General features: G+C 66.9%; 14 protein-coding genes. 9 read left to right on the top strand and 5 right to left on the bottom strand.

The window, feature by feature from the left end; all coding sequences use genetic code 11:
• Positions 1 to 8: 8 nt before the first annotated feature.
• The 4 genes from murD to ENSA7_RS40705 are packed head-to-tail and all read left to right on the top strand — an operon-like array spanning position 9 to position 7,388.
• Complete coding sequence (gene murD, locus ENSA7_RS40720) at positions 9 to 1,391, top strand: UDP-N-acetylmuramoyl-L-alanine--D-glutamate ligase (RefSeq protein ID WP_181234616.1); 1,383 nt, start codon at positions 9 to 11, stop codon at positions 1,389 to 1,391.
• A gap of 23 nt (positions 1,392 to 1,414) precedes the next feature.
• Complete coding sequence (locus ENSA7_RS40715; protein ID WP_146158718.1) at positions 1,415 to 3,583, top strand: hypothetical protein; 2,169 nt, start codon at positions 1,415 to 1,417, stop codon at positions 3,581 to 3,583.
• A complete protein-coding gene (locus ENSA7_RS40710) occupies positions 3,580 to 5,046 on the top strand; it encodes a multicopper oxidase family protein (protein ID WP_106094829.1) in 1,467 nt (488 codons plus the stop codon). Before ENSA7_RS40715 ends, ENSA7_RS40710 begins: the two co-directional genes overlap by 4 nt.
• 2 nt (positions 5,047 to 5,048) lie before the next feature.
• A complete protein-coding gene (locus ENSA7_RS40705; RefSeq protein ID WP_106094828.1) occupies positions 5,049 to 7,388 on the top strand; it encodes a TPR end-of-group domain-containing protein in 2,340 nt (779 codons plus the stop codon).
• Between the two features lie 56 nt (positions 7,389 to 7,444).
• Here the strand turns inward: ENSA7_RS40705 and ENSA7_RS40700 are convergent, their stop codons facing one another.
• Together ENSA7_RS40700 and ENSA7_RS40690 are read right to left on the bottom strand one after the other, a co-directional pair.
• Positions 7,445 to 8,026 carry a type IV toxin-antitoxin system AbiEi family antitoxin domain-containing protein gene (locus ENSA7_RS40700; protein ID WP_106094827.1) on the bottom strand — a complete coding sequence of 194 codons (582 nt, stop codon included), beginning with the start codon at positions 8,024 to 8,026 and terminating at the stop codon, positions 7,445 to 7,447.
• A 235-nt stretch (positions 8,027 to 8,261) separates the two neighbouring features.
• Positions 8,262 to 9,773, bottom strand: coding sequence for a formylglycine-generating enzyme family protein (locus ENSA7_RS40690; RefSeq protein ID WP_181234615.1), 1,512 nt, complete (start codon positions 9,771 to 9,773; stop codon positions 8,262 to 8,264).
• Positions 9,774 to 9,973: 200 nt separating this feature from the next.
• Here ENSA7_RS40690 and ENSA7_RS40685 point away from each other — a divergent pair, with 200 nt between their 5' ends.
• Positions 9,974 to 10,258: a hypothetical protein gene (locus ENSA7_RS40685; RefSeq protein WP_106094824.1), complete on the top strand. Its 285-nt coding sequence runs from the start codon at positions 9,974 to 9,976 to the stop codon at positions 10,256 to 10,258.
• Between the two features lie 123 nt (positions 10,259 to 10,381).
• Complete coding sequence (locus ENSA7_RS40680) at positions 10,382 to 11,008, top strand: macro domain-containing protein (protein ID WP_106094823.1); 627 nt, start codon at positions 10,382 to 10,384, stop codon at positions 11,006 to 11,008.
• A gap of 27 nt (positions 11,009 to 11,035) precedes the next feature.
• On the opposite strand, the gene ENSA7_RS44825 is transcribed toward ENSA7_RS40680, so the two are convergent.
• The 3 genes from ENSA7_RS44825 to ENSA7_RS40660 form a co-directional block, all read right to left on the bottom strand.
• Complete coding sequence (locus ENSA7_RS44825; RefSeq protein WP_181234614.1) at positions 11,036 to 11,875, bottom strand: TlpA family protein disulfide reductase; 840 nt, start codon at positions 11,873 to 11,875, stop codon at positions 11,036 to 11,038.
• An 83-nt stretch (positions 11,876 to 11,958) separates the two neighbouring features.
• A complete protein-coding gene (locus ENSA7_RS40665) occupies positions 11,959 to 15,570 on the bottom strand; it encodes an ABC transporter permease/M1 family aminopeptidase (RefSeq protein WP_106094821.1) in 3,612 nt (1,203 codons plus the stop codon).
• Complete coding sequence (locus ENSA7_RS40660; protein ID WP_244924075.1) at positions 15,567 to 16,487, bottom strand: ABC transporter ATP-binding protein; 921 nt, start codon at positions 16,485 to 16,487, stop codon at positions 15,567 to 15,569. Before ENSA7_RS40660 ends, ENSA7_RS40665 begins: the two co-directional genes overlap by 4 nt.
• Positions 16,488 to 16,704: 217 nt before the next feature.
• Between ENSA7_RS40660 and ENSA7_RS40655 the strand changes: the two genes are divergently transcribed.
• The 3 genes from ENSA7_RS40655 (at position 16,705) to ENSA7_RS40645 (ending at position 19,935) form a co-directional block, all read left to right on the top strand.
• Entirely contained in the window at positions 16,705 to 17,925 is a 1,221-nt protein-coding gene (locus tag ENSA7_RS40655) for a ferredoxin--NADP reductase (protein WP_106094820.1), read from the top strand.
• Positions 17,926 to 17,927: 2 nt separating this feature from the next.
• Positions 17,928 to 18,674, top strand: coding sequence for a MerR family transcriptional regulator (locus ENSA7_RS40650; RefSeq protein WP_106094819.1), 747 nt, complete (start codon positions 17,928 to 17,930; stop codon positions 18,672 to 18,674).
• A gap of 64 nt (positions 18,675 to 18,738) precedes the next feature.
• On the top strand, positions 18,739 to 19,935 hold the full coding sequence (locus ENSA7_RS40645) for a ferritin-like domain-containing protein (protein ID WP_244924074.1): 1,197 nt from the start codon (positions 18,739 to 18,741) through the stop codon (positions 19,933 to 19,935).
• The last annotated feature ends 17 nt before the right edge of the window (positions 19,936 to 19,952 follow it).

Here is a 19,952-nt window from a genome sequence, read left to right as displayed (position 1 = left end):
AGCAGGCTGTGAAATTTCGTTGCGCGCTGGTCATTGGGTGCGGGCAAAGTGGTGTGGCGGCTGCCGAGCTGCTGCATGCCCGCGGCTGCGAGGTTCGGCTGTTCGATCGGCGGACGTCGCTCGAGGGCTTGCCCGCTCGCTTGGCTGACTGCACCCGCTACCTCGGCCGCGAGCTGGCGCCCGACGAGGCGTTCGACGGCCTCGATCTGCTGGTGCTGTCGCCGGGGGTTCCGCCGGGGCCGTGGCGCGAGCGCCACCTCAAGTTGGTGCCCGAGGCCGAGGTCCACGGTGAGCTGAGCCTGGCGCTGAAGTTGATCGCCAGCGAGTGGGAGGGCGGCGGCGAGCTACCCACGCTGCTGATCACCGGGACCAACGGCAAGAGCACCGTGACCGCGCTGACCGGGGCGATGCTCGCCGCTGGCGGGCTCGATCCCTTCGTGGGCGGCAACCTCGGGATCCCCCTGTGTGAGCTGCTGTTGGCGGTCGCCGAGGGTCGGCGGACGCGGCCCGGCGCGCTGGTGCTGGAGTGCTCGAGCTACCAGCTCGAGACCGTGCGTGTGTCACCCGAGGCGCCCGCGACCGCGGTCGCCATGGTCCTCAACGTCAGCGCCGATCACCTCGATCGCTACGCCTCGATCGACGACTACGCCCACACCAAGGCCCGGATCTTCGACGGCCTGGGCCCGCACTCGCTGGCGCTGCTCTCGGCCAAAGATCCGTTCACGCCCGCGATGCGCGAGCGGGTCCCGGCGATCGTCGAGTGTCGCATCGTCGACGGGCCCGAGCCCCCGCGCCTGGCCGAGCACGACGGCGCGCTCGAGCTGCGGGTTGGCGAGTTCTACCGGCGCGAGCTGGTGCCCCTGGCCGGTCGGCACAACGCCGTCAACGCTCTGTTCGCGCTGGCCGCTGCCCGGCACCTGGGGATCACCCGCGAGGCCTGCGAGCAGGCGCTGGCCGAGTTCCGGGCCCTGCCGCATCGCATGAACCCGATCGCCGAGCACGGCGGGGTGACCTACATCGACGACTCCAAGGCGACCAACGTGGCTTCGGTGCTCGCGGGGCTCGACGGGTTCGAGCGGCGCTTCGTGTTGATCTGCGGCGGTCGGGCCAAGCAGGGCGACGACATCACCGCGCTGCGCGAGATCGTGGCGCGGCAGGGCGCCGGCGTGGTGGCGATCGGCGAGAGCGCCGAGTCGTTCTTGACCATGGCCGAAGGTGTGGTCCCCACCGCGCACGCGCGAGACATGCATGAGGCCGTGCGACTCGCCAGCGACATGGCCAGGCGCGGCGACGCGGTGTTGCTGTCGCCCGCGTGCGCGAGCTGGGACATGTTCTTGAGCTTCGTGCACCGCGGTGAGGTGTTCGCTCAGGCCGTGGCCGCGCTGGGCTGAACGCAGCGTGTAGACTCAGGGCCATGGGTTGGTCTCCACGCTCGGCAGCGACGGCGCTTGGGTTGCTCGGGCTCGCGTGCGCCGACGACGGGCCGGTCGCGCAGACCAGCACCAGCACGGACAGCGGCAGCGAGAGCGCTGGATCCGAGACCTTCGCCACGGCCACCTCGACCAGCGAGAGTGAGAGCGACAGCGGCACCGACGAGGCCGAGCCGATCCCCGAGCAGATCGAGCGATCGGTGCTGGTTTTGCTCGACGGGGTCCCGCTCCAGGGCGCGATCGTGATCCAAGGTGGCACCGGGGTCGTCGTGCACACCGACGCCGACGGCCGCGCGCTCGCGTTGATCGACACCACGATCCAGGGCGCGCTGGTGCTGATGGCCTCCGACGAGCGCGCGCGCACCAAGGCCAGCGAGATCCTCGTCAACGACGCCAGCGAGATCGTGTTCGAGCTCGAGAGCATCGAGCCCGGCGACAACGAAGCGTACGAGTTCAACCCGGCGGGCGTGCCCGAGAACCCGGGCACCACCGCGGAGTGCGGGCACTGTCACCAGGCCTTCAAGGACCAGTGGTTTGGATCCCCACATCGGCGCAGCGCCAGCAACCCGGTCGTGCAGGACATCTACGCCGGGGTTGCGACCGCGCTGGCCGACCAGGCCACGTGCGAGGCGGCCGGCGGGCAGTGGTGGGTTGGCGTGGTCCCGGGCTCGGACCAGCTCGCGCCGCGCTGCTACATCGGGACCGGGGCGCTGCCGGATCTCAACGAGGCGTGCGGTGATCTTGCCGCGTGCGATGGCGTCGCAACCAGCTTTGGCGCGTGCGCGGACTGTCACGCTCCCGCGATCGACGGGGTGGTCGGTGGTCGGGATCTGCACGACGCGATCGGGGCCAGCTTCGAGGGTGGGGTTCACTGCGACCTGTGCCACAAGGTCGAGTCGATCGACCTCGATGGCCCCGCTGGGGTCGCGGGTCGGCTGCGCCTGCATCGTCCGGTCGAGCCGTCGCCGAGCCCGAGCGTGGGCCCCTGGAAGCCCCTCGCGTTTGGGCCCTACGCCGACGTTCCCAACCCGCGGATGGGCGCCTCGCCACGCCAGCACTTCTTGACCGCCGAATTCTGCTCGGGGTGCCATCAGCATGATCAAGCGGCGTTGGTGCCCGGCGCCAGCCTGGATCTGGCGCGCTGGCCCGACGGGGTGTTTCCGGCCCACAGCACCTACGAAGAGTGGCGCGCGGGTCCGTTCTTCGAGATCGCGCCGTGCTCGAGCTGCCACATGCCGGCCGATCCCACGCTGGGCAACGGCGCTGATCTGACCGCCGACAAGCTGCCGATGCAGGGCGTGGCGCTGGGGTGGTTGCGGCCGCCGGGGGCCACGCGCGAGCACACCTGGGTCGGGCCGCGGACGCCCGCTTCGGGGATGCTGCAATTGGCCGCTGCGATCTTCATTGATAAGGCGGTCGCCGACGGCACCCTGACCACACAGATCACCGTGCGCAACGCCGGGGCTGGCCACGCGATCCCGACCGGTGAGCCGCTGCGCTCGCTCGTGTTGTTCGTGCAGGCCCGCTGCGACGGCGAGGTGCTGACGGCGATCGACGGTGACGTGATCCCGGAGTTCGGTGGGTGGCTGGATCGCAAGCCGGGCCCCGAAGACTGGTCGGTGTGGCCGGGCGCGGCGATCGGCGACGTCGTGCGCGTGGTGACGGAGGACGGTTGGGTCGACTACGAAGGCTTTGGTCCGTTTGGCGACGGCAGCTTCGACGTGACCCAAAAGGGCCTGCCGCGGCTGCGGGTGGTCGGGCAGTCGCGGGTGATCAGCGTCAACGGGGATCAGGTCAGCTTCGACGTGCCGCTGCCGGTTGGGGACGTGGCCTACCGCGGGCGCGACGGGTACTTCGAGGCTGGCGAGCCGCTGGCCGCGGCCGCCGTCGCTGGGGCGCCGGGGTTTGGGTTTGCGAGGGTGCTCGCCGACGAGAACGGGATGACGATGGTCCCGCATCACCGGGCCGTCGACGTGGTCTCGGACAATCGGATCTTGCCTCAGCAAGAGTGGACCTCGACCCACGTGTTTGCGGCGAGCTGCGTCGACCCGGTGGTTGACGCGGTGTTGTTGCATCGGCCCTATCCGGTCGCCCTCGCGCGGGAGCGGGGCTGGGACGACGCTCAGCAGATCATGGTGGAGGTGAGCAAGTGAGGCGTTGGTGCTGGGTATTCGTGCTGCTCGGCGCGGCTGGGTGCTCGGACTCGGGTGGCGGCTCGGAGACGGCGGCGGAGAGCGGCGAGACCGTCGCGTCGGGCGAGAGCGAGTCGGACAGCGAGAGCGGCGCGCGCGAGGACCTTCCTGGCGACCTTCCGAGCGATCCTTCGAGCGATCTCCCGACCGAAGAGCCGCGCCCCGAGCTGCGCTCACCCGCCGAGGCCGAGGACCTCGATCCCGATCCCGACGTCGTGCGTGTGGCGCTCACGGCTGCGCCGCTGGCCTACGAAATTGGCGGCGAGCTCGTGGAGGGCTGGGCGTACAACGGGCAGATCCCGGGCCCGACGATCCGCGTCGAGCGTGGCGACACGCTGACCGTCGAGTTTCACAACGGCCTCGACAGCGCCACGACCATTCACTGGCATGGCTTGCACGTGCCGTTTGCGATGGACGGCGTGACCTGGCAGGGGCAGGCGGTCGGGCCCGGCGAGGACTTCGAGTACTCCTTCGAGATCGATCAGGCCGGCACCTATTGGTACCACCCGCACGTCGACACGGATCGCCAGGTCGACCTTGGTCTGTACGGGGTGATCGTCGCCGAGGATCCGGCCGATCCAGTCCCCGACCGCGAGCTCGTCGTCGTGTTCGACTCGTGGGACGAGTTCAGCTTTGACAGCGACGACGAGAGCGACCACCACGGGCTCGACGGCACCGTGATCGAGTGGACCGCCAATGGCTTGATCGACCCCGTGTTTCCGGCCGCCGCTGGCGAGCGGATTCGGGTGCGCGCCGTCAACGTCGCAAACGCGGGGTACATGGCGCTGAGCTGGCCGCTGCTGCGCCACATTGGCGGTGATCAGGGACTGCTGGCGGAGCTGAGTGAGCCCGAGTCCGTGGTGCTCGCGCCGAGTGACCGGATGGACGGGGAGTGGCTGATCGGCGCCGGGTTTGACGTCATCGGGCTGCCCTACTCGTTGCTGGGCGCGCCCGCGGTGGCCGACGAGCGGCGCCTGTTCGAGGTTCAGGTCGACGCGCCCGGGGCCGCGCCTGTGGGGCTCGAGCTCCCGTTTGACGGGGCCGAGCCCACGCCCGATCCGGGGTGGACGGATGTTCTGTATGTCTTTCATGGCGATCCGCATACGGGGTATTGGACGATCAATGGCGAGCTGTTTCCCGACATCACGATCGAGTCACTGCCGCTGGGCGAGTGGGCGATTGTCGAATTGCGTAATGTCTCACAGTCGGCCCACCCGTTTCACCTGCATGGGCACGGCTTCGAGATCCTGTCGGTCGATGGCGTCGCACCCGAATTTCGGCGACTCGAGGACACCTTCGATGTCGCGCCGTACTCGATCGTGCGGATCGGGGTGCTGGCCGACAACCCGGGCGACTGGATGGCGCACTGCCATATCTTGCCGCACGTCGACGGTGGTATGATGACGGTGCTGCGGGTCGAGTAGGCATGGGCTGGGACTGCACCTTTCACTTGGTCGACACCGACGCCATCGAGCAGGCGATCGAGGCGCTCGTGATCGCAGGCGATCCCCCGCCGGCCTTGCTCAGCGCGTATCCAGAGCAGGGCGCCGCGCTGTGGCGAGAGGCCGCGCGGCGGGTGCTCGACGAGCCGCCCGAGCAGGCCTGTCAGATCGCCTGCCAGATTGCGATTTATGTGGCATCGTCGTCGCTTCCGCACCACAGCGAGCGCGGCGTCGCGCTGTCGTTTGGCTTCGACCCCAGTCCACCCCGCCGGTCGGGCTGTTGGATCCCGGACTCGTGTATGAGCTCGCCGCAGTCGATGTTCGCCGCGCTGCTCGGCAAGCGCCCCGAGCTTGATGGCAAGTTTCGCACGTGCTTCGAGACCAATTGCGACACGGGCGTGTTCATCCGCCCCGAGCACATCGCGACGGCGCTGCAGGCCGTATTGGGCCACATGCGGGACATCGATGGTCATGAGCGTCGGCGCTTCGTGGGGCTCGAGCGGGTCTTGTGGGCCGCCCGGCGCCACGGCTTGGCGTACTGGGAGGCCACGGATCTCGGCGTAGCGCAGACTCGACCCGAGCTGCTGGTGCCGCCGCCCAAGCCCAAGCGAGCTGCGCCGGCTCCCGCGGTTGTCGACAAGTCTGGGTTGGACGAGCTCCTCGAAGCCCACGCCGACGGCGTGGAGCTGCTCGGGGCCGTGTTCGAGTTGATCACCAGCACCGGATCGAGCGACGCCCGGACATGGTTAGAGTCCAAGGGGCCGGCTCACGCGTGCACGCTCGCGGGCGTCGAGCTGCTCGCGCGCGAGCTCGACTCGGCCCACGTCGCGCGGCGGCAGGCCGCGGCCGCGATGCTGGCGAAGACGTACAAGCGAGCGAAGGCGCCGATCAAAGCCACGTTGCTGCCACTCGTGATGGCGTGCCTGCGATCCGACGACGCGGTCGTTCTGCGCCATGCGCTGGCCGTCGAGCTCGCGCCCAAGGTCCTCGACGCGGCGCTGTTCGAGATCGTGGCCACGCGCCTCGAGCTGTTGCGCGAGGACCCGCCAGCCATGCTCGCCGCCGCGGCCTGGCTCGAGGTTGCGATCTTGCGCAGGTGGAAGCGGACAGAAGCCGCGCCCGATCTCGCCGGCTTGTTGGCCGCCATGCTCGCTCATTCCAGTGCCGACGTCCGCGCTGCTGTTCGCCGCACGCTGGACCGCGTGTTCACGTCCAGCTCGCTGCCGCTGCACAAAGCGGCGATCGACATATTCGTGGCCCACGAACAGCATGAGCCGGTTCCCGAGCACGTCCCGCTGTGCCTCGCTGTCTACCCCGAGCTGCCTGAGCAGCTGCGCGTGCGCGTCCGTGCGCTGATCCCCGATGTCCCCGCGACGATACTCGCGGGCGGGTTCTTTTGGCGGCTGTTTCAACAGCGAGCAGATTTCCCTGAGCTGACTGAGGCGTGCGTCGGCTTTCTTGCCCATGACAACCATGGTCTGCGCACCTGGGCGATCGACCGCGCCAACATGCTCAGCGGCCGGGAAGTCGAGGCCGCCCGCGACCACCTCGCCATGATCGCCGCCGCGCTCGAGCGCGTGGAATCCCTCGACCATGCCCAAGCGCTCGTCACCTGCGTCGACGCGCAGCTAGTTGGGCTCGCCCGCGATGGTGATGAGGCGGGCGCCGTTGCCCTGGGCGTCTCGCAGGGCGATGGAGGCAACCCAGTTGATGCGGTCGTCGCCAAGCTCGCCACGAGCTGGCGAGCCGCGGGTCGGGGTGACGACGCGAGCGCGCTCGAGGAGTTTTCCCGCGGCTGTTTCGATCGGGCTGGCGAGCTCGCGCTGGGCTGGGGCCGGGCGGCGCTGTGGCTGCATGGCGACGCCCGACGTGATCCCGAGATGCTCGCCCAGGCGCTGGTGCTGCACTGGAACCAGGATGCGGATCGCTGCCGTGATCATGCGCTGTGGCTCGCGGAGGCCGGGCATGGCGCGACGGTTCCCCGCGCGCTCGAGCGTCACATTGCAAAGCGCGGAACCGGCTCTCGGTTCGTCAACTTGATCCTTGGGCTCGGGGCGATGTTGGAGAATGGTGGTGACCCCAGCGCTGCGATCCAGGTGGCGCGGGTGGGCTTTGCCCATCAGCAGCATCCTGACTTTCTGTACAACGAGTCATGCGCGCTGCTGGCCCTGGGCGATGTGGAGGGGGCGGCGCAGACGCTGAGTCGTGCGATCGGGTTGGATCCCAAGCAGGCCCAGGACGCGCGCGGGGACTCGGCGTTTGCGGGGGTTCTCGACCATCCCAGCTTCGCGCCGCTGCTCGGGTTGCCTCTGCCCTCGAGCTGAGGTGCTGGGGTGGTCAGCAACGCGATCGGTCGGCTATAGCGGCCTTGACTGACATGCTAGCGCCCTTTGAGCGCCGCGAGACCACGGGCAATCTTGGTGATGCTATCGACGTCGAGCAGGCCTCGCTCCACAGCTTGGTCGAGCGCTTGCGTGAGCAGCTCGGGGCTCAGCGAGTCTGCAAGGCAGTCGAGAAGCGTACGGCGTGGCGAGGTCACTGGGACGCTACCGTACCATGTCCGATCCTGCTCGGGGATCTCTGCATGATGCAGGACCAGGCCGGGCGGGAGGGCTCGTCGTCGACTCTGTTCTGACTCAGGGAGCGTCAGGTGTACGCGCTCGGGCATGAGGTCGGAGAGTTCGTGCAACGACAGGGCGGTTGCGTGGGAGAACACGCCAAGCTGCTCGGACCACAGCCAATGGACCGCCAGGTCTTCGCGGTCACCAGGCGGGAATTCGACCAGCCGATAGATCCCCCGACGCACGCGCTCGACCTTGCCCGTGTTGTTGTAGTAGCGGAGCAGCTGACGCGAGTAGCCAGCATCCTGGGCCTGGGATGCTGAGAAGTAGCCTTCTTGCGCGGCGGCAAGCTCGTACAGGCCAACACCGTCCTGGGTAGTGGATCGCGGCTTCACCGCCATGCACAGAAGTAAAACACAGTTTTACTTTATCTTCAAAAGTCGAAATGAAGTAAAAATATCTTTCACAACGTTGAGGGTGAAACGCGTGCGCGAGATCAGTCGCCCTACCCCGAGAACGGCGTTCGCGGCCCGGTGCCCGACGCGCCCGAGTCGCCTGGGCACCTGCTCACCTCGTCTCCCAGTCCGCCAGATGCGCTCTGCGCGCAGGTCGAGGCTGCCGTCGCTCTCGAGCAACTCACCGGTCTCGGCCGCGCTTGCGCGAGCTCTCGAGCGGCGTGGAGTCCGACGCGCAGCGCATCCCGAGATCAAAGCGCCGCGTCGCCGCGTTGACCTGCGACGCCCGCTCGCTCTCCAGCTCTTCACGGCTCTCCGTCAACGCCGAGCCCCCGAAGATCAGGATCTCACGATCATACCCTTCGTCGGCGCTCCACTCCCACACATTACCGCCCATGTCTGCCAGCCCCCATCGGCCAATGCCATCCGCATAGCTGCCGACCGGAGCGGTGCCGACGAACCCATCATTTCGCTCGAACAGCGAACCGAGCTGATCAAACGCTTTCCTGCACTCTTTCCCGCAGGCGTTGACGTGCTTGGGACTCGGTGAGTCTTCGCCCCACGGAAACGTACGATTTTGTTCGCCACCCCTGGCAGCCAAACGCCACTCGGCGCTGGTCGGCAAGCGCTTGTCTTGAGCGCGGCAGTAGCTCGCGGCTTGATCCCAGGTCAGGCAATTGACGGGGTGATGTCGCCGGCTGCTGCGGTCCTGATTACACAGCTCGTCAAAGCGCTCGTGATCCTCGTCGTCGATACCCGGCCAGTCGACCGTGGCCGGTGCTTCGGAGCAAGTGTGGGTCGCGGCGCAATCGGCATAATCACGGACGGTGACCTCGTATCGGTCGAGGCAGAACGCCTGAGCACCTGCCACTTCGATGAGCGCCATGTCGTCCGGACAGGTACCCTGCGCTTCAGGTTCGCTCGCGGGGATCTCGAGCAGCTCAATCTGCAGCAGCGACTGACAGTCCTCAGATGGTGCATAGCTGCTATAGGACCGGCCCGAGCGGCACGACTCTGGGTTCCCGTCGCTGCTGTAGTAGCCGTCGTGGCGGCTCGCTCCGACCCCCGCGCCCGCGCCCTGAACCTCGGCGCCAGCCTCGAACGAGGCACCCGTACTCGACGTGAGCTCAAAGGCGCCGACCATCAGACTCCCGACCACGTGCGTCGCCTCTTCGCAGCGGCGACCTTGCAGGAGATCTCGCGTTGGCGCGACCGAGGCTCCGGTGTACTGACCGATCAGCTGCATGTCGAGATGCAGGGCGCCGTACTGCTCGACGGCCGCGACCAACTTCGCCGCCGCCAACGGGATCTTGGCCCACACCTCTCGCGCGCTGCGGATCTCGAGCTCGTCATGCTTGGCCGAGACCTCGGTCCACCTGTAGCTGCCGCCGACCTCGCAGCCGCGCAAGACCTCCATCTCGCAGCCGGTGTAGCGAACGACAATGAGTGACTCGCTGCGCGACAGCTCGGCCTCGAGCGCGCTGCGTTGCGTCGATGGCCACTCGACCAACAGCGGGTCGTCGTTGTCGGGCGTCGTGGCGCAACGCTGGTAGTGGTTCTCGGCGTTGGGCCGCATACCACCCGTCCGCGACGCGCGGCCAGAGCATCCGCTGGTCAGAGCGACGGCGGCGACCAGGCACGTGGCGATCACTGGAGGCGCCGGGGGGAGCAACTCGAGGAGTCTGCGCGGCATCGACGGCAACGCTAACATGTAACGCTGGGCTCGCGGCGTCAGGGTTGCGGAGTCGCTGTGCCGATGTGCAGGGCGGGCCCGGTGACCGCCGCGGAGTGGCCTCTGAACATCCATGGGCGGCCAGGATTGGTCCGCTGGCCAAGATCGCCATCGGACACGTGAGCGCGACAGAACGACCGCGCCCAGGCTTCGTTGCAGGCGTGGCCATGCCTGTGACTGCCTGTTGGATCATCGCCGTCTTGCTCGCGCCCCCAACCGAGGAGGCGAGCACGACCGACCCGTCCGCGATCGTGATCTACCATCTTCAGCCCGAGGATCTCGACCAATACATCGTGCTGCATCCGGAGGGTTACTCGGCCCGGCGCTGGCACTACCATGACCCGCCGCGGTTGGTCGAAGTGCGAAGGACGTTTATCCGAGACATGATGCACCAGGCTGCGGGCATGCTCGTAACACCGCTATCTCGCCGAACAGATCAAGGGTAGCCAGCAATCCGTCGGCCGCGCTGGAAGAGCCAGCCCAGCACGCCGTCGTGGCCCCCAGCGCTGCGGCCGAACAAATTTCTCGCCCCCGGGTCATCAAAGTGTGGTATCTACACCACCAGGTCCATGCCCCATCCCTGGTTCTCAGTCTGGTTGATCCACCCCAAGCCCGAGGCCTGCGAGGCGTTCGAGCGACGCTTCGCAGGGCTGCCCGACATCCGCGTGATTCAGCAGCGCTACGAGCAGTTGCCCCCTCACGACTGCTTCGTGACGGCAGGCAACGCGTACGGTGTGATGACGGCAGGGATCGACGCCGCGATCATCGATCGCTTTGGCGAAGGGCTCATGCGCGAGGTCCAAGAGCACATCATGGAGCACTACCTGGGGGAGCAGCCGGTCGGCACCGCGTTCGTGGTCCCCACGAACGATCCAGCGCGCCCGCAGCTGTGCCACGCGCCAACCATGCGCACGCCTGGAGCGATCACCGGGACCAGCAACATCTACACGGCGACGTTCGCAGCGTTGACGGCCGTCCATCGCTACAACGTCTGCCACGACGATGAGCTCAGTACGGTGGTGTTCCCCGCCATGGGGACTGGGTTCGGCCAGGTCTCGTTCGACGAGGCCGCGCGGCAGATGGCCGTGGCCTATCGCCACTACTTGCGTCCGTCGGGCCGGCCCACGTGGGACAGCATCGTCGCGCGCGAGCGCCGGATCTGCTACGACGGCGACGCGAAGGTCGTCCGCGCGTGACGTGGCTGACCCGCCGGCTCGAACACCCTACAGGTACAAATTAATGATCGTGTTGAACACGGTCATCTGATTGAGGTCCTGCCAGTTCATCTCTGGGTTGATCAGCCAGATGCTCGGAAACGACTCGATCGGCAGGTGCCCGTAGTACTTCTGCTGCACGTCGGGGATCACCCACACATTGTCGACCGGATAGTTCTGATCCCAGGCGATCGCGTCGGACATCGCGGGCGGCCCATTGTTGACGTTCTCGGTCAACACGGTCACCCACGCGAAAGTGTTCGCGTTGATCTCGGCGACCATCGGGTGAATCAACACATCGACCGCCTGCTGATTACCGCCGAAGACCTGCAAGCACGCGTTGTCGTTGCCGCCGAGGCACTGCGACATCAACTGGCAGGGCCCGCACCACACGGCCGAGGTGTCGATCGCAATCGGCAGCCCCTCATACTCGCAGATGCTGACCTCCTCGCCGAGCTGGTTGAACCCGCTGAAGTGCGGCGCGGGGCCGCCGACCTGCGCCGACCCACCCCAGCCGGGATCAGGAACTGCGCACGGGCTGGTGTCGCCGTCGCCGTCACCGGTTGGGTCGCCGTCGCCGTCGCCGGTCGGGTCGGGATCACCGTCGCCGGTCGGGTCGGGGTCGCCGTCACCGGTTGGGTCGGGATCGCCGTCACCGTCACCCGCCGGATCGCCGTCGCCGTCGCCGTCGGTCTCGTCAGCATCACCATCGCCGTCGCCGTAGTAGGTCAGCCCACCGTCGAGCAAGGTGTTCGCGTCGTCGCCCTCTTGCACGCACGCGGTCAGAGAGACGAGCGCGCCCACGCAGGTGAACGCGACGAGTGTGTGGGGTGCCAATCGAGTCGTCATGAGGTTGCCGCGTTCCTACCAAACATCGTAACTCGATGGAACCACTTAAACCGAACTATGATATCGTCGCGCCAGCAGCGGGCTCAGGGCGCCTTCGCGACCGAGCGAGTGTTGTCTCGCGGGGCCCGATCGATCAGCAGGTTGCGTGGATCGACGCCGGCCTTGGTCGGTCGCTCGTCGACGGTGATCGTCAGCTGGTTCTCGCGCTGGTCGAAGCGGTGCAGCTCGAGGTACAGCGGCTCGTCGATCGTCTCGCCGTCGCGCTCGCGCTCGACGTAGACGCCGACCTCGATCCAGTCGTCGAGGGTCTCGGCCGGTGTCTCGACGCCCTTGCTGTCGGCGTAGAGCTTGCTCACCTGCAGCTCGAGCTGCACGTCGAACTTGCCATCTTCGCGCTCGACCAGCGTGGCGGCCAGCGCTCGGTTGTCGTACAGGGTGATGCGCTCGAACATGTCCTCGAGCAGGTAGCGAAAGCGATCCGGCGTGGCCCGCTTCAGGTGCTCGTAGAGATCGTAGCTAATCGTGTAGGGCGGCGCCTGAAACCCGACCTCCGCGATGTAATCGCTCAGCGCCTGGTTGAGCGCCTGCTCACCAATGTACTCGGCGAGCGCGTAGAACACCAAGCTGGCCTTGTTGTAGTGAATGTACTGTTGGTTCTCGACGAGCAGCAGCGGGAGCTCCTCGATGGTCTCGCTGCTGCGTGAGCGCAGATAGCGGTTGAGCTCGTACTTCAAGAACTTGGGCATCTTGTCGGGTCCGTAGCGCTGCTGCATGACCGCGAGCGCGCTGTACTGCGCCAGCGACTCGGACATCAAGGTGGCGCCCTGCACGTTCGCGCCGATCACCTGATGGGCCCACCACTGGTGCGCGACCTCGTGGCTGGTCACGTAATACACGTAGTCGATCGCCTCGGGGTCGCTGCCGTCGGCGATGAACCCGAGGCTCTCCGAGTACGGGATCGTGTTGGGGAATGACTGAGCGAAGTTGGCGTACTGCGGGAACTCCAAGATCCGCACTTGCCGATGTTGATACGGCGAGAACGCTGTCGTGAAGTAGTCGAGCGAATCCTCGATCGACTCGATCATCTTGTCGACGTTGTAGGCGTGGGCCTCGTGATAGAAGATCTCGATCGCCACCGGGTCGCCGCCACCGCTGGGCCGCCACTCATCTCGCTTGACGGTGTACTCGGCCGAGAGCACCGACCAGAAGTTGAGGATCGGCGCGTCCATCTCGTAGCGGAAGTAGCGTCGGCCGCCCTCGGTCCACTCCTTTTGCAGGTAGCCAGGCGCGACGGCGATCTGGTCGGGATCGGTCGAGACCGTGGCCGCGAACGTGACCCAGTCCGAGTCCGACGAGATATAGGTGTTCTTGCGCGCCTGCGCGTCGTCGATCTTGGGCATCCGCAGGCGCTCGGGCAGATCGTGATCGCGGCGGGTGTTGGGGTCGGCGATCTCGAATTGATCGCTGTACCCAAAGTGCGGCATGTAGGACGTGCTGTTGAAGAAGCTGCCGTTGGCGACGATCGAGCTGTCGTTGCTCTGGTTGCCGAACCCGCGCAGGTGCTTGCGAAAATCGTAGGTGACGTCGAATTCCTCGCCCGGCTGCATGGGCTTGGCGAGGGTGTAGATCCGGTAGCCAAGCGCTTCGTCATGGCTGTGTAGGGTCGCGCCGGGGATCTCGAGCGCGGCGACCTCGATCTGGCTGTCGACGCTGAGCACGTGCAGCTGATCGATCGGGACCTCAGTCTTGTTGACCAGGTGCAGCGTGCCGCGGACCTCGACCCGGCGCTCTTTCGGGTACAGATCTGCCGCAATCGAGACCGCCGTGATCCGCGGGTGCGGGAGCGACTCGTACTGCTTGAACTCTTGCTCATAGCGGACCTGCAGCTCCTCGACCTCGTCGCTGGGCAGGTACTCGTTGAGCACGGTCGTGTTGTAGAAGATGAAGCCGCCGGCCCCGAGCCAGACCAGGGCTGTCGCGGTGATCGCAGCCACCCGCCCACGCGTGAGCCGGGCCCGCGCCGCGAGGATCCGCGAGCGCAGCGGGTTGTCGGTCCCGCGCGCCCACGCGAGCTCGGCGATCAGCATGAGCAACACCGCCGCGGCGCCCCAGTAGATCGTGAACGCGACCTGCCCGGCCACGAAGTGACCGTAGCCGTTCATGTCCGAGTAGGTGACCCGCGGAAACGCGGCAAAGTTGTACAGGTTGTGCTCGAAGTCCATGGCCGGCAGCGCGGCCTGCAACACGAAGATCAGGACCATCGCCGTGTAGCCAAGGAACTTGTGGTTGACGATGACCTGCGCGACCACGGCGGCCACGCTGAGCACCACCCAGACCTGCAGCTGCACGAGCAGGATGTCGCGGACGTAGAGCCCGAGCTCGAGGTTGGTGTAGCCCTTGCCCAGCTGAAAGCTCACCGTGGTCGCGGCCGCGACCGCGAGCAGGACCAGCATGCCAGCCAGCATGGCGGCCAGCTTGGCGACCAAGGGGACCCAGTTGGGGATCGGCAGCGCGTCGTAGAGCTCGTTGACCTTGTACTTGCGCTCACGGTGGATGAGCTCGCCCGCGTAGAACACCAGCACGATCAGCATGAACAGCGACATGCCGCCCTCGATGACCTCGAGCATCACGTGGGTGACTGGCAGCGTGGTGGTGCCGCCGCGCTCGATCATGCCAAACGCGCCGCCGACGATGTTGCCGATGCCGAACAGCGCGATCACCAAAAACGGCGCGCTGCGGACCAGGGCCCGGACCTCGACTCGGGTCTGGAACCGCAGCGCGGCGAGCTTGCTGCGCAGATCGTAGCTGGGCTGGACCACCGGGAGCTTGGCCAGCTCGGCGCTGGGCTCGGCCGCGTCGGGCTTGGCTGGTTTGCCGCCGCCAGCGGGCAGCGTCATTCGGTAGCGAAGCAGCGTTCCCGCCAGGACCGCGAACGCGACACCCACCCAGATCGCGCGGTTGATCAGGATCTCGGGCGTGAACGGGGCGCCCAGGGTGTTCTGCTCAGCCGGCGTCCAGTAGCGAACCGCGTAGCCATAGGTTCGCAGCCCGAACGGATCGCTGACTGCGGCGATGAAGTCGTTGTCGAGATCCGAGATGTAGTTGCCCGAGACAATGTAGACGACCAGCAAGCCCAGCAGCGCGACGTAGCTGAACATGGCCCGGCGCGTGAGCGTGGCGACCGAGAACGAGATCGCGCCGATCAGCAACAAGTTGGGAAACAAGAACACGCCCAGCGAATACACGTAGGGCGTGAGGCTGAGCGCCACGACCCGCTCGGGGTCGTGCCACGGCATCACGCTGGCCAGCATCGCCCCCAGCGCGAGCCCGGAGATCATGAACCACGCCGCGAGCAGCGAGCCCCCAAACCGGCCGAGCAGGTAGGGCAGCTTGCGCAGCGGCGTGGCGAAGAACAGGCCCTGAATGCCGTGCTCGTGATCGCGGTTGACGGCCGCAGCCACGAACGCGGTGGTGATCACCAGGCCCAGCAGCAGGCAGAACACCAGCATCATGCGCTGCAGCGCGACCGGTGAGTTGATCGCAATGGTGCCCTCGCCGCCAAACAGCGACATGCCACCCTTGATGCCCACGCTCAGGAAGCCGAACACGAAGCAGAGCCCGGTGAAGATCCACAGCGGCGGGTGGCGGCGCCGAAACGCGAGCTCGAACCGAAGGACGTCCAGTAGCTGGCTCATGCGACCCTCGTGGGGTGAGCGGGGTCGGCTTTGTCGCCTGCGCGCGAGCGCGAGAGCGTGGTGAAGTACACGTCTTCCAGGCCCGGCTCGACCGGCTCGAAGCCGTCACCGGGAGCTGCGTCGGCGACCACGTGGATCAGCGTGCGTCCGCTGAACAGGCGGGTCGAGATCACGTCGTGGTCGCGCTCGTGGGCCTCGAGCTGGTCGCGCGCGATGATCTTCTTCCAGGTCTTGTCGCGGATCTCGTCGATCGTGGCGAGCGGCTTGCCTTGGTGCAGGACCTCGCCCTTGGCGATGATCGCCATGTTGGTGCACAGCTGCGCGACGTCCTCGACGATGTGCGTGGACAAGATGATGACCACGTGCTCGCCGATCTCCGAGAGCAGGTTCAAGAACCGATTGCGCTCTTCCGGGTCCAGGCCCGCGGTCGGCTCGTCGACGATGATCAAGCGCGGGTTGCCGAGCAGGGCCTGGGCGATGCCAAACCGCTGACGCATGCCGCCGGAGTAGCCGCCCAGCTTGTTCTTGCGGGCGTCCCACAGGTTCACGCGCTGCAGCAGCGCCTCGACCACCTGCTTGCGCTGCTTGGCGTTGCCGATGCCCTTGAGGGTCGCAAAGTGGCTGAGCATCGTGAGCGCGTCGACGTTGGGGTACACGCCGAAGTCCTGGGGCAGATACCCGAGCACCCGCCGGACCGCGTCTTTGTCACGCAGCACGTCGATGTCACCCAGGCGGATCGCGCCCGTGTCGGGGTCTTGCAGCGTCGAGATGGTGCGCATGAGCGTGGACTTGCCGGCCCCGTTGGGACCGAGCAGGCCGAACATGCCGGTCGGGATCGTCAGGTTGACCCCACGCAGGGCCCTGACGCCGTTGCCGTAGGTCTTCGATAGGTTGTCGATGACTAGCGAATTGCTCACGTGACCTCGGGCCGCACTGTAGCGACTCCGGCCTGAGACTCGGCTGGAGGTGTGGGGGTTTCGTCGGCTTCCCCAGGTGCGGGGCCGCACGGCCGGGGCGCACGGGTCCAGGTGTAATGTATGACTTTACAGTTGGCCCCCGAGCCTGCACACTGAGCAGGTGGTCGTGTCTGCCAAGTCGAGCGAGGGAAACCGCCGTTTCAGGCTGGTCCCGCGCATGTTTCAGCCGCGGGTGGTCCAGCTTCGCAGTGATCTGCGGGCGCTGCTGGCCGACCTTCGCGGTGAGCGATCGCCAGCCTGGTCGGCCCGCGACGGCTCGCGCTACGCGGCCACCAAGCCGGTCGGCCTCGCAACCCGGGTGCTCGAGGTCGCCCAGGTCATCCGTGAGACCGACGCGGCGGTGAGCTTGGTGTTGCGTGATCCCAGCGGCGCCACGCTGCCTCAGCTTCGGCCGGGTCAGTTCTTCACGCTGCTCGTCGAGCTCGACGGCGAGACCCTGCGGCGGGCCTACTCGGTCAGCTCGGACTGTTCGATCCGCGAGCAGTTCAGCGTGACGATCAAGCGCGTCGCCGCGGGCCGGGTGTCGACCCACCTCAACGACCACGTCGAATCGGGCATGCGGCTGCGGGTGCTGGGTCCCTCGGGTGAGTTCGGCTGCGTGCCCGAGCGCGACCGGGTGTCGGCCCGCAAGCTGGTGTTGATCGCGGGCGGCAGCGGGATCACGCCGATGATGGCGCTGCTGCGCACACTGCTGCCGGTCGAGCCCAGCTGCGAGATCGCGTTGATCTACGCCAACCGCACCGCCAAGGACGTGATCTTTGCCAGCGCGATCGCCCAGCTTCAAGCGCAGTTCGGGCCGCGGCTGACGGTGCACTCGGTGCTCGAGCAAGCGCCGGGCGAGTGGCCAGCGCAAGACCGCGGGCAGTGGCTCGGTCGCGGTGACGCGGCCACGCTCGCCCGGGTGCTCGACGCGATCCCGCTCGCGGGTGACCCCGCCGCGGAGTTCTTGCTGTGCGGCCCGACGCCCATGATGGCCGGCGCTCGCGAGCTGCTGCGCTCGCGCGAGGTCCCGGCCTCGCGTGTTCGCAGCGAGCAGTTCGTGGCCCCGCAGCTGCACGCGCGCGCGACAGCCCAGCTCGGCGCGGCCCAGTCGGTCATGCTCGTGACACCGCAGCGCGAGCTGGCGATCACCGCCCAGCCCGGCCAGACGCTGCTCGAGGCCGGGCTCGCGGCTGGTGTCGACATGCCCTACTCGTGCGCCATGGGTGGCTGCGCCGCGTGCAAGGTGGAGCTCGTGGACGGCGAGGTCATCCAGCGTGAGCCGAATTGCCTGGACCCGGCCGAGCGCGAGCGCGGCTACGTGCTCGCGTGTGTCGCCAACCCTGTCACCGCGTGTCGCGTGCGGTTGCCAGGGGCACGGAACCAGGGGCAGGGCTGAACATGTCGCGCACCAGCTCACGCGCCGCCGCCACGCTCGACCGCCAGCGCTGGCCCTACCGCATGAAAGATCTGTGCGAGCACACTGGGCTCGACCGCCAGACCGTGCACTTCTATATTGCGAAGGGGCTGGTCCCCGAGGGTCACAAGACCAAGGCCAACATGGCCTACTACGGCGAGGAGCACCTCGAGCGCCTGCGGTTGGTGCTCGAGCTCAAGAATGAGCGGTTCTTGCCGCTCGACACGATCCGCGCGGTGCTCGATGGTGAGGATCACGAGTTCAGCCCCGAGCAGCGCGCGCTGCTGGTTCAGGTCAAAGAGCGCGTCGCCGACGTGCTGGCGGCGAGCCGTGGATCTGGCAGTACGGTTGCGATCGCGCCGCTGCTGCGCAAGCACGGCGTCACCCGCGATGAGCTGCGCGAGCTCGAGCAGCTTGGCCTGATCGGGACGGTCAAGATCCGGGGCGCCCAGCACATCCCCGAGGACGACGTGTGGGTGATCGAGCTGTGGGCCAGCCTGCGCGAGGCCGGGTTCAGGACCGAGCTCGGTTTTGGCGTGAAAGATCTCGGCAGCTATGTCGCGGCGATCGACGCGCTGTTCGAGCGCGAGGTTCGGGACCTGACCCCGCGCCTGGCCAGGCTGCCCGCCGACCAGGTCGCCGAGCTGTTTCGCCGCGGGCTGCCGCTGGTGAACAGCTTCCTGGCTCGCTACCACCAGGCCAAGGCCCGGAACTTCTTCGCTCAATTTTAGGGGCCCAGCTCATGTGTCTAGTTGAACTAGACACTCTGAATGACCCGTGTCAGGATTGATGGCGATGCTAGACAGCGCACGCCTGACCCACCTGTTGCCGACCAAGATGCGCAGCCAGGTCGACAGCTACTTCGAGGCGCTGTCGGTGTTTACTCAGATCCGCGATCCCAGGGTGCTGCGCTCGCTCGGCCCGTCTGGCATCCGCGGCATGTTGCTGCACCGCGGTCGGCAGAACGAGCCAACCAAGATCCCGTGCAACTACATGGCCCACTTCGACTGGAACTACCCAGCCGATCAGCCAGCCATGGCCGAGCTGTACCGCCGCGCCAAGCAGGGCCAGTGGGACTCCGACGAGATGCCGTGGCACACCGACGTCGACCCGTTCAACTACGAAGTGCCGCTGCTGCCCGACAACTTCTTGGATCCGCAGAGCCTGGCCGACGAGCTCGGCACCAAGTTCACCAACAAAGAGCTGGCCGAGCTGCGCTTCTCGGTTGTGTGCTGGCTGCTCAGCCAGTTCTTGCATGGTGAGCAGGGCGCGCTGTTCGCCGCCTGCCAGGTCACCGAGGCCGTGCAATTTTTCGACGGCAAGATGTACGGCGCCACCCAGGTCATGGACGAGGGTCGCCACGTGGAGGTCTTCAACCGCTACCTGGATCAGAAGCTCGGCCGGCTGTATCGGATCAACGACAACCTGTTCGTGATCATCGACTCGCTGATGACCGACTCGCGCTGGGACATGAAATTCCTCGGCATGCAGATCATGGTCGAAGGGCTGGCGCTGGGGGCGTTTGGGGTGATCTACAAGGTCACGCGCGAGCCGCTGCTGCGGGCGATCCTCGAGCGGGTGATCCAGGACGAGGCCCGCCACGTGCACTACGGCGTGCTGGCCCTGCGCGAGCACATCACGACCCAGCTGACCGAGCGCGAGCGGCAAGAGCGAGAGGACTGGGCGTTCGAGGTGGCGATCCTGATGCGCAATCGCTTCATGGTCTACGAGGTGTATGAAGAATGGTTCGAAGGGTTGATGAGCCGCGAGCACTGGCGGCGGTTCATCACCAATGCGCCGGGCATGAAGATGTTTCGACAGGTCATGTTCTCGCGCTTGGTCCCGAACCTGCGGGCAATTGGGCTGCTGAGCGAGCGGATCATGCCCTATTACGAGAAGGTCGGATTGATGCAATATTTTGATGGCGTCGCGGCGGACAATCTGACGTCCGACCAGATGCTGCGCGAGCTTGACGGGGCTGTCGCGTTCTGAGCCTGCGCGTAGGCTCT

This window comes from Enhygromyxa salina (assembly GCF_002994635.1).
In the GTDB taxonomy this organism is placed as follows: domain Bacteria; phylum Myxococcota_A; class Polyangia; order Nannocystales; family Nannocystaceae; genus Plesiocystis; species Plesiocystis salina_B.
Note: the sequence above shows the minus strand (reverse complement) of the source record. Positions and strands in the feature narration are given on the sequence as shown.